The organism is Alloyangia pacifica, assembly GCF_003111685.1.
Taxonomy (GTDB): domain Bacteria; phylum Pseudomonadota; class Alphaproteobacteria; order Rhodobacterales; family Rhodobacteraceae; genus Salipiger; species Salipiger pacificus_A.
In genome coordinates this window covers 169278-180951 of sequence record NZ_CP022189.1, presented here as the reverse complement: position 1 = coordinate 180951, position 11674 = coordinate 169278, and the positions used below count along the sequence as shown (strand labels likewise).

18 protein-coding genes are annotated in these 11674 nt (G+C 67.1%); 15 read left to right on the top strand and 3 right to left on the bottom strand.

All coding sequences use genetic code 11. The features are described 5' to 3' along the window. Window positions 1–118 precede the first annotated feature (118 nt). From CEW88_RS00820 to CEW88_RS00795, 6 genes are all read left to right on the top strand, one after another. On the top strand, window positions 119–349 hold the full coding sequence (locus tag CEW88_RS00820) for a hypothetical protein (protein WP_108964260.1): 231 nt from the start codon (window positions 119–121) through the stop codon (window positions 347–349). Then, a complete protein-coding gene (locus CEW88_RS00815) occupies window positions 346–720 on the top strand; it encodes a hypothetical protein (RefSeq protein WP_108964259.1) in 375 nt (124 codons plus the stop codon). The genes CEW88_RS00820 and CEW88_RS00815 overlap by 4 nt, the downstream gene beginning before the upstream one ends. Window positions 721–980: 260 nt before the next feature. After that, a complete protein-coding gene (locus CEW88_RS00810; RefSeq protein ID WP_108964258.1) occupies window positions 981–2291 on the top strand; it encodes a flagellin in 1311 nt (436 codons plus the stop codon). Between the two features lie 68 nt (window positions 2292–2359). Continuing rightward, window positions 2360–2833: a flagellar biosynthesis regulator FlaF gene (flaF, locus tag CEW88_RS00805; RefSeq protein ID WP_368074596.1), complete on the top strand. Its 474-nt coding sequence runs from the start codon at window positions 2360–2362 to the stop codon at window positions 2831–2833. Continuing rightward, entirely contained in the window at window positions 2830–3234 is a 405-nt protein-coding gene (flbT, locus tag CEW88_RS00800) for a flagellar biosynthesis repressor FlbT (RefSeq protein WP_108964257.1), read from the top strand. Before flaF ends, flbT begins: the two co-directional genes overlap by 4 nt. Beyond that, a complete protein-coding gene (locus CEW88_RS00795) occupies window positions 3231–4040 on the top strand; it encodes a DUF1217 domain-containing protein (RefSeq protein WP_108964256.1) in 810 nt (269 codons plus the stop codon). The genes flbT and CEW88_RS00795 overlap by 4 nt, the downstream gene beginning before the upstream one ends. Before the next feature lie 16 nt (window positions 4041–4056). Here the strand turns inward: CEW88_RS00795 and CEW88_RS00790 are convergent, their stop codons facing one another. After that, complete coding sequence (locus CEW88_RS00790) at window positions 4057–5430, bottom strand: FliI/YscN family ATPase (RefSeq protein ID WP_108964255.1); 1374 nt, start codon at window positions 5428–5430, stop codon at window positions 4057–4059. An 85-nt stretch (window positions 5431–5515) separates the two neighbouring features. Here CEW88_RS00790 and CEW88_RS00785 point away from each other — a divergent pair, with 85 nt between their 5' ends. The 9 genes from CEW88_RS00785 to CEW88_RS00745 all read left to right on the top strand — a co-directional run bounded on the left by CEW88_RS00785 (window position 5516) and on the right by CEW88_RS00745 (window position 10135). Further along, window positions 5516–5893, top strand: coding sequence for a FlgB family protein (locus CEW88_RS00785; RefSeq protein ID WP_193989044.1), 378 nt, complete (start codon window positions 5516–5518; stop codon window positions 5891–5893). 15 nt (window positions 5894–5908) lie between these two features. Further along, window positions 5909–6301, top strand: coding sequence for a flagellar basal body rod protein FlgC (gene flgC, locus CEW88_RS00780; protein WP_108964253.1), 393 nt, complete (start codon window positions 5909–5911; stop codon window positions 6299–6301). A gap of 43 nt (window positions 6302–6344) precedes the next feature. Then, complete coding sequence (fliE, locus tag CEW88_RS00775; RefSeq protein ID WP_108964252.1) at window positions 6345–6632, top strand: flagellar hook-basal body complex protein FliE; 288 nt, start codon at window positions 6345–6347, stop codon at window positions 6630–6632. A 3-nt stretch (window positions 6633–6635) separates the two neighbouring features. Further along, window positions 6636–6905, top strand: coding sequence for a flagellar biosynthetic protein FliQ (locus CEW88_RS00770; protein WP_108964251.1), 270 nt, complete (start codon window positions 6636–6638; stop codon window positions 6903–6905). A gap of 1 nt (window position 6906) precedes the next feature. Beyond that, window positions 6907–7617 carry a flagellar hook-basal body complex protein gene (locus tag CEW88_RS00765; protein ID WP_108964250.1) on the top strand — a complete coding sequence of 237 codons (711 nt, stop codon included), beginning with the start codon at window positions 6907–6909 and terminating at the stop codon, window positions 7615–7617. A 27-nt stretch (window positions 7618–7644) separates the two neighbouring features. Continuing rightward, window positions 7645–8430, top strand: coding sequence for a flagellar basal-body rod protein FlgG (flgG, locus tag CEW88_RS00760; RefSeq protein WP_108964249.1), 786 nt, complete (start codon window positions 7645–7647; stop codon window positions 8428–8430). 1 nt (window position 8431) lies between these two features. Continuing rightward, a complete protein-coding gene (gene flgA, locus CEW88_RS00755; protein ID WP_108964248.1) occupies window positions 8432–8851 on the top strand; it encodes a flagellar basal body P-ring formation chaperone FlgA in 420 nt (139 codons plus the stop codon). Window positions 8852–8854: 3 nt separating this feature from the next. Beyond that, complete coding sequence (gene flgH, locus CEW88_RS00750; protein WP_108964247.1) at window positions 8855–9583, top strand: flagellar basal body L-ring protein FlgH; 729 nt, start codon at window positions 8855–8857, stop codon at window positions 9581–9583. A 165-nt stretch (window positions 9584–9748) separates the two neighbouring features. Further along, the gene (locus CEW88_RS00745) at window positions 9749–10135 is read left to right on the top strand and encodes a flagellar basal body-associated FliL family protein (protein WP_254694419.1); all 387 of its coding nucleotides are present in this window, start codon (window positions 9749–9751) and stop codon (window positions 10133–10135) included. On the opposite strand, the gene CEW88_RS00740 is transcribed toward CEW88_RS00745, so the two are convergent. Continuing rightward, the gene (locus CEW88_RS00740; protein ID WP_193989043.1) at window positions 10107–10577 is read right to left on the bottom strand and encodes a hypothetical protein; all 471 of its coding nucleotides are present in this window, start codon (window positions 10575–10577) and stop codon (window positions 10107–10109) included. The two genes, CEW88_RS00745 and CEW88_RS00740, sit on opposite strands and share 29 nt — an antisense overlap. Further along, entirely contained in the window at window positions 10574–11668 is a 1095-nt protein-coding gene (locus CEW88_RS00735; protein WP_108964246.1) for an EscU/YscU/HrcU family type III secretion system export apparatus switch protein, read from the bottom strand. Before CEW88_RS00735 ends, CEW88_RS00740 begins: the two co-directional genes overlap by 4 nt. Window positions 11669–11674: the final 6 nt, after the last annotated feature.

Genomic DNA, 11674 nt, shown 5'->3' with positions numbered 1-11674 from the left:
TCGACCCCTGGTCATCCGATCTTCGAAGACGATATCCGGGGACCCGCTAAGAATACCTTTACCGAGACTATTTTAAGCATCGTGGAGAGCGCTTCGACGAATCGACAGGAGCAATTCCATGATAGACCAGACTGGTCCGGCGACCGCAGCACCCAACCGCCTGCTGAACCGCCTGTTTATCTCGCAGATGCTGCAATTCTCGGGGGCCTTCGAGACGCGCGGCCTCTTCGGCGGCGGCGCAGGAGAGGCGCAGTTCGCCTCCTTCCTGCGCGACGAATACGCCAATCGGCTCGCGGACCGGGTGGCCCTCCTGCCGACCCAGCCCAGCCGGACGCCGCGGGCGCCGTGACCGCCCCTTCCCGCCGCACCACGCCCGGCAACCCGGCAGAGGCGCGGCTTCTGGCCGTGCTCGAAGCCGAGCGGCGCGCGCTGCTCGCCGGCGAGCTCGCGCAGCTTTCCGAGCTTGCGCGCAGGAAGGAAGCCTGCCTTGACCTCTATGCCGCGGACCCATCGTGCTTGCCGCACCGGGCGCCTCGGCTTCTCGCAGCCCTGCGTCGCAATCAGAGGCTGCTGGAGATGGCGCTGCAGGGGCTCGCCGCGGCGCAGGGCAGGCTTGGCACCTGGCATCGGCTGGGGAGACAGATGGACACCTACGACCCGAACGGACGCAAAACGAGGATCGGCCCGGGGCCGGCGGGCCGCATTCAAAAGAAACTTTAGACACTGAGGCCTCGAGCCGGGGCAAATTCGCGGCTGACTTAGGCTTGGCTTAACATCTTCCTCTCTAGGGTGAGCTGGCATCCAGAGCTGGATGGCGCAGGGGAGCAGGGCTCCTGGCTGCTTCGTCAGAACGACGTCCCGAGAGGTTTCGCCCCTCTCCCCGTGGCGCAGATCAGCGCCAGGGAAAAGTGTCCTGCAGGACAAGGGGTCGGGACCGGAGACAGGAATGGCGCAAAGCGCCACATTCAAGGACGAAAAAGATGTCTAGCATCCTGACGAACAACGGCGCGATGGTCGCGCTGCAGACCCTCAAGTCGATCAACATGAACCTCGCCAGCACGCAGGGCGAGATCTCGACCGGCAAGAGCGTGGCCACGGCCAAGGACAATGCGGCCGTCTGGGCCATCTCCAAGGTCATGGAAGCCGACGTGAAAGGCTTCAAGGGAATTTCCGACAGCCTCAACCTCGGGCAGTCCACCGTCGCCGTCGCCCGCCAGGCGGCGGAAACGGTCACCGACCTACTGACCGATGTGAAGGGCAAGATCGTCGCCGCCCAGGAAGAGAACGTCGACCGTGCCAAGATCCAGGCCGACATTGAGGCGCTGCGCGGTCAGATCGGAGCGGTGGTCAGCGCCGCGCAATTCAATGGTCTGAACTTGCTCTCGAACACCGATGAGACCGTCGGGTCGGGCAGCATCAACGTGCTCGCCTCGCTTGATCGCTCGGTCACCGGCGTCGCCGCCTCCGACATCAGCGTGACCAAGCAGGACCTCGGCACCGGCGCCGCCGCGATCGCGGGCACCGTCGCCGCGACCGCGCTCACCGCTTCGGTCGACAGCGTGACGCTGAACGGCACACAGACCGACACAATCGACATCGGAACCACCAACAGCGGATTCACCGCCGGCACGGCCTATACGCTGAACATCTTCGGCACCGACGCGGACAGCTCGAAGTTCACCCAGGCAGACTATCGCGCAACCACCGCCGCCGGTCCCTCGGCCGCAGAGGTATCGACCCTGTCCATCGTCTATGTCGCGCGCGAGGGCGACACCGCGACTGACGTTGCCAAGGGTCTGCAGGCCTCGTTCAAGAGCTTCATGGCTGCCAATGACCTCGACAGCGACGTGGTCGATGTCACCGTCACGGGTGACACGCTGACCTTCACCTCGGCCGTTACCGACGCCACGGACACGGTTGCAGTGACGCTGTCTTCGGTCGATGCCTCCGAAGGCAACACCATCGGCGGCAAGCTCGAGCAGCTCAGCAACATCGATGTGACCACGCAAGCGGGTGCGGATTCAGCACTCGACCAGATCGAGGCGCTGATCCAGACCGCCATCGACTCTGCCTCTGCCTTCGGTTCCACCCAGGGCAGGATCGAGACTCAGACCGCCTTTATCTCGGGCCTGACCGATGCACTGAAATCCGGGATCGGGACCTTGGTCGATGCCGACATGGAAGAGGCCTCGGCGCGACTGCAGGCTCTGCAGGTGCAACAGCAGCTTGGCGTGCAAGCGCTTTCGATTGCCAACCAGGCACCGCAATCTCTCCTGTCGCTCTTCCGCTGACGTGACCTGTCCGGGGCCGATTCCATCGGCCCCGGAGCCTCGCCAGAACGGACGGCACTGGATCAAGGATGAAGGGCTTCGTCATGAACGCACATCTCATGGCTCGCCGCGCCTACGCGCAATCGAACAGCAGCACCCGCACCCATCGCGCCATCGAATACGACCTGATCGCGCGGGTTACTCACCGCATAAAAAGCGCCGCCGAAGCCGGCCCGCGCCACTATCCGGCACTCGTCGCCGCCTTACATGACAACCGCAAGCTCTGGACTGCCCTAGCGGTGGACGTGGCCGACCACGGCAACAAGCTGCCTCAGGAGTTGCGCGCGCAGATTTTCTACCTGTCGGAATTTGTCCAGTTTCATACGGCCAAGGTTCTGTCCAGAAGAGCAAAACTTTCCCCCCTGATCGAGGTGAACAGCGCCATCCTCGCCGGGTTAAATCCCCGCCCGCCGGCTTCCAGCGCTGCCAAAACTCCTGACGGACAGGCGGCGTGCGACGCCGCCACGATCACGGCCCACCCCTCCTTGGCGCCACTGCGATGAGCGGGCTGGTTCTCAAGCTCGGGCCGCACGAGCGCGTGCTGATCAACGGCGCGGTGATCGAAAATGGCGACCGCCGCAGCAAGTTGGCGATCAAGACCCCGGGCGCGAGCATCCTGCGCCTCAAGGATGCGATCCACCCCGACGAGGCGAGTACTCCCGTGCGCCGCCTGTGCTACGCGGCGCAGCTCGTGCTGACCGGCGACGCGCCGCCCGAAGAGACCCGGACACAGTTGCTGCGCAATATCGAAGAGCTCAGCCGCATCCTCACCGATCCGGACAGCCGCGCCCTGCTCACCCGCGCCACCGAGGCGTTGATAGACGAGCAATACTATCACTGCCTTAAATCCCTCCGCGCGCTCATCCCGCGCGAGGACAGACTTCTGGCAGCGGGGCGCGCATGAGCTTCCAACCCATCCTCGTCGGCACCGGTCTCCTGGCTTGGCAATTCCTGCAAAGCACCGGGGCCAGTCAGCGCGCAAATTTCGAAAAGAGCCCGGAGCTGATCCGCGACACGAGCTATTTCGCCGAGAAGATCGACCAGATCACCAGCGCGGAGGACCTGGTTGCCGACCGCCGCCTCTTGCGAGTCGCGCTCGGCGCCTTCGGTCTGCAGGACGATATCGACAGCAAATTCTTTATCCGCAAGCTCCTGGCGGAGGGCACCTCCGCCTCGGATGCGCTTGCCAACAAGCTGGCGGACGAGCGCTACAAGGCGCTGGCGCGTGGCTTCGGGTTCGATCGCGCCGAGGGCCCTCGCACCCAAGTCGAGGGCTTTGCCGAAGAGATTATCGCGAAGTTCCACGCCCAGCAGTTCGAGGTCGCCGTGGGCGAACAGGACGACGCGCTGCGGCTCGCCTTATCTCTGCAGCGCAGCCTGCCGGAAATCGGTGCGACCGAGATCTCTAATGACACCAAGTGGTTCCGCGTCATGGGCAACCAACCCCTCCGCAAGGTCTTCGAAGGGGCGCTCGGCTTGCCAAGAGCGCTTGGCCAACTGGACATCGACCAGCAATTGGAAATCTTCAAGGACAAGGCAGCCGCGCGTTTCGGCTCGGATGATCTCTCCGTCCTTTCCAAGGAAAAGACACTGACCCGAATCGTCCAAAGCTATCTCTTGCAGGAGCAGGTCGCTGCCTCCACCGCCTCGGGAAAGGGGCAGATCGCGCTCACCCTGTTGCAAAGCCTCCCTCGATGGGACTCTCTCTGACTCCGACGCCCCAGCGCTAGCTGGCCTGTCGACCTCGTCCGCCGCGCACTCCGCCCGGACCGGATTGGCCCGCCGCCGCCCGCCTCAGGATCACCGCCAGCCGCGAAAAGGCCGCCTCCGGCCCCTGCGGCGAGGACTCGGCGAAGAAGCCATCCAGGTCCGACCAGACCCGGATCGCCTGATCAAGCACCGGATCCTCGCCATCACGATAGAGCCCGGCCCGGATCATCGCCTCCGACCTCGCATAGGCGCCCAGCAACTGGCGCACCATACGCAGACTCTCGTTTTCCTCCGGACTTGCCGCCTCGGGCAGGCTGCGCGAGACTGAACGGAGGATGTCGATCGCCGGATAACGCCCGCGCTCGGCGATCTCGCGACTCAGCACCGCGTGACCATCGAGCACCCCGCGCAGAATGTCGGCGATCGGCTCCTCCATATCCGAGCCAGCCACCAGCACCGAGAAGACCGCGGTGATGTCGCCGCTGCCCTCAACCCCCGGCCCCGCGCGTTCGGCCAGCCGCATGATCTGATGCGCGGTCGACGGAGGGAAGCCGCGAAGGGCCGGCAGCTCACCCGCGGCAATGGCCACCTCGCGATGCGCCTCGGCGAACCGAGTGATGGAATCCGCCAGGAACAATACCTGAAGCCCCTGATCGCGGAAATGCTCGGCCACGGTCATCGCCGCCATGGCGCAGCGCCGCCGTTCCAGCGGCGAGCGGTCCGAGGTGGCCGCCACGACGACTGCGCGGGCCATGCCCTCGGGTCCCAAAACCTCCTGCACGAAGTCATGCAGTTCGCGCCCCCGCTCGCCGACCAGCGCCAGCACCACCACATCAGCCGCCATGCCCTGCGCGAGCGCCGCCAGCAGTCGCGACTTGCCGACGCCCGAGCCCGCGAACAAGCCGATTCGCTGGCCTTGCACGATGGGCAGCAACGTGTCGAAGGCCGCCAGTCCGGTCGCCAACCGCCCCCCGAGACCGCGCCGCCGCGCCGCCGGTGGCGGGCTGCCGCGGATCGAACGCAGCTTCGGGCCACGACTGATCGGCGCCCCGTCCAGGGGTTGCCCGTAGGGGTCGATCACCCGGCCGATCCAGCCATCCGCCGGCGCCAGCCCCGGCGCCCCCAACACCGCCACGCGATCGCCCTGCGACACGCCCTCGACCCCTTCATCGGGCAGCATCGCCACCAACTCTTCTCGAATACGCAGCACCTCGCCCTCGAGCGGGCCGCTGTCGCGCATGAGACGCAGCCGGTCGCCGATCCGCGCCCGATGCGCGAGGCCGCGCACCCAGATCACCGTGCCTTCGACCGAGCGCACCCGACCGACCGCGCGCACCGGTTGCACGCCCGCGATACGCCGGCGCAGCGAGGCGATCGCGCTCTCTTCCATCGCGGGCTCCCTTCTTCAGGTTCAAACCTTTTCTAAAGGAATCACTGTTAAGCCTTGGTTGAAGCCAATCGAGGGAGAAACCCCGATGTTCCAGAACCTGAACGTGTTTCGCACCGCTATCACCATGGCGCGCCATGCCGGCGCGCAGCAGGCGTTAAGCGCACAGAACATCGCCAATGCCGATACCCCCGGCTATCGCGGCATAGACTTGCCCGAGTTCACCGAAATCCTGCGAGGACGGCCTTCCGCCATGCGCGCGACCCGGGCGGGCCATCTGAACCGGGCCTCCGGTGCCGCGCCCTTCGACCTCGCCGAGCGGCGGAAGGCAGAGGACCCAAATGGCAACACTGTCTCGCTCGAGGCTGAGATGCTGACCGCTGTCGATGCTCAGCGGGCCCATGACCGCGCGCTCGCGATCTATCGCTCCAATCTCACGCTGCTGCGCAGCAGCCTCGGAACCTGAGGAAGGGATGTGGAAATGAGCAGCTTTTCCGACGCCCTGTCGGTGACCTCCAGCGGGCTGCACGCCCAGTCCATGCGCCTTCGGACACTCGCGGAGAATATCGCCAATGTCGACACGCCCGGCTACCGGCGCAAGACCGTCCCCTTCGAGCCCGAGCCCGCGCGCAACTCCGAGCTGAGCCGCGTTGTTGCCGGCCGTGTGTCGCTGGACCGCAAGGACCTTGTGCAGATCTACGACCCCGGTCACCCGCTCGCGAATTCCACCGGGCACTACCTCGGGTCCAACGTCGATCTGCTGATCGAACTCGCGGATGCCCGCGAAGCCCAGCGCAGTTACGAGGCCAACCTCAAGATGTTCGACCAGACGCGCCAGATGCAGGCCGGCCTGATGGACCTGCTGCGCAGGTGACCTGCCATACGCGCTCCTCCCACAGCCGTGAAAGGTATTCAGAATGGATGTCCGATCGCTCTTCGCCGCACAGCAATACGCGGCCTCCCGCCCTGCGACAGAACCGGACTTGGACCGCGATGTCGGCGCCCGCCTCGCCGCGGCAGCCAAGGATTTCAACGCAACCCTCACCGAGGCAGAGAACGCCGCCACCGCCGCGATGACCGGCGACGCGGACCCGCACGCGCTGGTCCAGGCCCTCGCCCAGTCCGAGCTGGCGGTCGAAACCGTGGTCACCCTGCGCAACAAGGTGGTCGAAGCCTATCAGGAAATCCTGCGGATGCCGGTCTGAGCCATGCTGAACGAAACCCTCTTCTTCGACACGCTCCGCCAGGGGCTCTGGGTGGCAAGCGTCACCGCATTGCCGATCCTCACCGCCGCGCTGCTGGCGGGCGTCGGCGTTGGCCTCTTCCAAGCGCTCACCTCGATCCAGGAGATGACCCTCACCTTCGTGCCGAAGCTGCTGGCCATCGTCATCACCTTCTGGATCTCGATGAGCTTCATGACCGAGACGCTGGTCGCCTTCTTCCAGTCCCGCGTCATCCCGATGATCACCGGAGGCTGAGATGGAAACCGCCGGATATGCCGTCTTATCTCGTCAGAGCGGCCTCATGCGTGAGCTGCAGCTCATCGCAAACAACGTGGCCAATGCCAATACCACCGGCTATCGCCAGCAGGGGGTGATCTTTTCCGAGTACATTCGCGCCACGGACCACGGCTCGCTGTCGATGAGCGCGGCGCATGTGCGCGACAGCTCCTTTACCCAGGGGGCGATCACCCGGACCGGCGCGACGCTCGACCTTGCGATCGAGGGGGAGGGCTTCTTCGCCGTGATCACGCCGGGCGGCGAGCGACTGACCCGCAACGGCGCCTTCACCACCAGCGCCCAGGGCGACCTGGTCACCCACGACGGGTACCCGGTGCTGAGCGCGGCGGGCGGGCCGGTTTTCGTGCCGCCCGGTGCAGCGGATCTCGCGGTCGCGCGCGACGGCACGCTCAGCAGCCAGGGCCTTCCCATCGGCCAGATCGGACTTCTACGCCCGCCCGACACCAAGGAGCTCGAACGCGACGGCGCCACGCTGTTTCGCGCGCCGAATGGTACCGGGCCGGTCGAGGACCCGGCGATCATCCAAGGGGCGCTCGAATCCTCCAACGTCGATCCGGTGCTGCAACTCGCCCGGCTGATCGAGGTGCAGCGCGCCTACGAAATGGGTCAGGGCTTTCTCGACCGCGAGGACGAGCGCCAGCGCGCTGCCATCAAGACCCTGTTCACCTGAGCCCTTTCCCCGCCCCGGAGACCGCCCATGCGCGCCCTGAAAATCGCCGCCACCGGCATGAGTGCCCAGCAAATGCGGGTCGAGGTGATCTCGCACAACCTCTCGAACATGAGCACCACCGGCTACAACGCCCGCCGCGCCGAGTTCGCCGACCTGCACTATCAGCAAGTGCACCGCGCCGGGACGATCAGCGCCTCAGATGGCACCATGCTGCCCACCGGGGTACAGCTCGGGCTCGGGGTGCGCCCGGCCGCCGTCTCGGTCAACCTCGCGCAGGGCAGTTCCTCGGCCACGGGTGCGGATCTAGACGTCGCCATCGAGGGCAAGGGATATCTCGAGGTCACGCTCCCCTCGGGCGCGGCGGCCTACACCCGGGACGGCGCCCTGAAACGCAGCGCCGACGGGCTCATTGTCACCTCCGAAGGTCTTCACGTCGCCCCCGGCATCACCATCCCCGCCGACGCCAAGAGCCTCTCGGTCAACCAGCAGGGGGAGGTATACGCCTATTTCGACGGCACGGTTCCCGCTCAGCTGCTCGGCCAGTTCACCCTCACCGGCTTCACCAACCCGCGCGGGCTCGAGGCGATCGGCGGCAATCTCTTCACCGAAACAGAGGCCTCCGGTCCGCCGTTGCAGGGCACCGCCGGGCTCGACGGGCTGGGCATGCTGCGCCAAGGCTATCTCGAGGAAAGCAGTGTCGATCCGATCTACGAGATCACCGAGTTGATCGAGGCGCAGCGCGGCTACGAACTCAACTCCAAGGTGATCACCGCCGCCGACCAGATGCTCGCGGCCACGGTCCAGGTGCGCTGAGATGCGCTCGGCGCTGCTGGCCCTGCTGCTCGCCGCTGGCCCCGCCGGGGCCGAGATCGTCGTGGCGGCACGCACCATCCGGGCGCAGGAGGTCATCGCGCCCGAGGCCGTTCGCCTCGATCCGCGCCGCTCCGAGGGGGCGGCAGAGACACTGGATTCGGTGATCGGGCGGGAAAGCCGCGTCGCCATCTACCCCGGGCAGCCGGTGCTGGAGGTGCAGCTCACCGAACCTGCGCTGGTGGAGCGCAACCAGCTCGTCGACCTCGTCTACGACCATGCCGGGCTGCGCATCACCACCGAGGGGCGCGCCATGTCACGGGGCCGCGAAGGCGACAAGATCCGGGTTATGAACCTTTCCTCGCGCAACCTGCTGTTCGGGACCATCGGCGCCGACGGCCGCGTCGACGTCTCGCCGGAGTGAACCATGCAGCGCCTCGCGATCCTTCTGCTGTTCCTGACCGTTCTTGGCACCTGCGGGCGTCTCGACCACCTCGGCCGTCCGCCCGGCTTCACCCCCAAGGAAGACGGCGCCGAGCATGCCGCCATGGCCTATTCCACCGCCTCCGACCCGGCGCTGCCGCTGCGGGTGACCGACCACGCCTCGCTCTGGAGCGGCGCGCGCGGATCGCTGCTCGGCGACCGCCGCGCCATGCGCAGCGGCGACATCCTGACCGTGGTGATCGAGATCGACGAGCGGGCCGAAATCTCCAATTCCACCGACCGGTCGCGCGCCGCCTCCGAAAGCCTTGGGATCCCCGAGTTCTTCGGCTATCCGCAGCGCCACGAGGCGACGATGACCGATGGCACCTCGCTGGCCTCGGCCGTGGACATCAGCAGCACCAGCAGCGCCAGCGGCGACGGATCGGTGAGCCGCAACGAGAAGCTGACCCTGCGGGTCGCCGCAACCATCACCAAGGTGTTGCCGAACGGCGTGCTCGAGATCTCGGGGCTGCAAGAGGTGCGGGTGAACTTCGAGATGCGCGAGCTGCTGGTTTCCGGCTTCGTCCGTCCCGAGGACATCTCGCGGCAAAACGAGATCACCTATGACAAGATTGCCTCGGCCCGCATCTCCTACGGCGGGCGCGGGCAGATCAGCGACATGCAGCAACCGCGCTACGGACTGCAGGCGCTCGACATGATTCTGCCGTTCTGAGGAGCCCCGCGTGAAAAAGCTCCTGCCCCTCCTTCTCGCCCTGATCGGCACCGGCGCCGGCATCGGCGCGGGCCTCTTTTTCGCCCCGGGGCCCAACGGACACGCCGCCCCCGACGCCGGCCAGGCAGAGCCCCCCCCGCCAGGGGGGAGGACCACGCCGCTGACATGGCGGCCGCGGATCACGGGGAGGAGGAGAGCGGGGACGGTGCCGCCGGGGGCCATGATGGCGAAACCGAATACGTCAAGCTCAACAACCAGTTCGTGGTGCCGGTTGTCGAAGACGCGCGGGTCGGTGCGCTGGTGGTTTTGTCGATCTCGCTTGAGGTCAGCGCCGGCAGCACGGAGAGCATCTTCGACGAGGAGCCGAAGCTGCGCGACGGTTTCCTGCGAGCGCTTTTCGATCACGCCAATATCGGCGGCTTCGATGGCAATTTCACCCAGACGCCGCGGATGGAGGCGCTGCGCCGCGTGCTCTTCGAAACCGCGCGCAACATCCTAGGCGCGCGCGTCAAGGACGTGCTGATCACGGATATCGCCCGTCAGGACAATTAGGCCGGCCCGCCCTCCCTTCCGACGACGCGCGCCAGAGCCGCAACCTGGCCAGTTCCTCGAGGCTGCGCTCTTCAGCCGCCAGCCACTGCGCGGCGCGCGCGCGGCGCGCGGTTTCGACCAGGCGCCTCGCCGCCTCATCGCGCGAAAAGGCTGCCCGGGCGGCGCTGCCGCTGTAGCCCTGCCGGGCCCGGGCCTCGGCAAGGCCCATCTGGATCGCGGCGCGGCGGTGCAGCAATTCGCCTTGCCAGATCGCCTGCATGCCCAGCACCTGATGGGCGCTCAAGCCGCCGCTGCCGACAGGGGCAGCCCGTCGCAGCGCGTCGATCCTGTCCCGCTCGGCCCGCAACCTCGCCTCTGCCTCGAGATCGCGTCGATACGCCGCGAGCGCCCGATCGCGCAGCAGCGCCGAGACGCGCAGCAACTCGGAGTCCGGGCCGCTCATCCGCCGCGCCTCCAGCCCCGGCGGGCACGGGCGCGCATCTCCTCGGAAAAGCGAATGGCGGCGGCGACCGGCCGGTAGAACTCCGGCGCGATCTGCGAGCCGACCTCGGTGGTGGCAAAGAGCGCCCGGGCCGTCGCCGGATCTGCGTGCAGCGGGACCCCATGTTCGGCTGCGATCTCGCGAATCCGCCGGGCGATCTCGCCCTGGCCCTTGGCGACGCAGGCCGGCGCGGAACCCGGCGTGCGCTCCCAGCGCAGCGCCACTGCAACATGGGTGGGGTTGGTGATCACCACGTCGGCACGCGGCACCTCTGCGATCATCCGGCTGAGTGCGATCTCCTGCGCCCGGGCACGGCGGTGCTGCTTGAACATGGGATCGCCCTCCGCCTCCTTCTGCTCGTCGCGAAGCTCTTTTTGCGACATGCGAAGACGGCGCAGATGCTCGGCGCGCTGCCAGAGCTGGTCGATGACCCCGAGCGCGGCCGCGACGAGCACCGCGAGACCCAGGAGCGCGCGCATGAGTTCGGCGAGTCGCCCGGCCGCCTCTCCGGCGGGGAGGGCGACGCTGGCGGCAATCTGCTCGAGACGCGAGGACAGGAAGAAACCGAGCACCGCGGAATAGAGGCAGAGCTTGCCGAAGCTCTTGAAGAACTCGAACAGTCCCCGCCGACCATACTTGTTGCGCGCATTCTCCAGCGGCGAGAGGCGCTCGAGCTTGGGCATCAGCTTCGACGGGGTGAAGACCAGCGCGCGGGTCGCCAAGAGCGCCAGCAGCACCGTCAGCGCCGGAACCGCGAACCAGGGCCAGACCGCCCGCAGCACCTCGCGCATGAGCCCCCCCGCGGCGCCTGTGGCCGGCGCCTCGAAGATCAGCGGCACCAGCCGCTCGGGCTGGTCGATCGGCGCGAGCAGCACCGTGCCGAGCGCTCTCAGCGTCTCCGGCCCCAGCGCCATGGCGACAATCAGCAGCCCGAGGTAGCCCGCCGCCGTGAGCAGATCCGGCGCGCGCGCAAGGTCGCCCTTGCGCCGCGCCTCGGCCAGCTTGCGCGGCGAGGCGTCATGGCTGCGGTCCGCGCCTTCCTCTGCCGCCATCGCGCG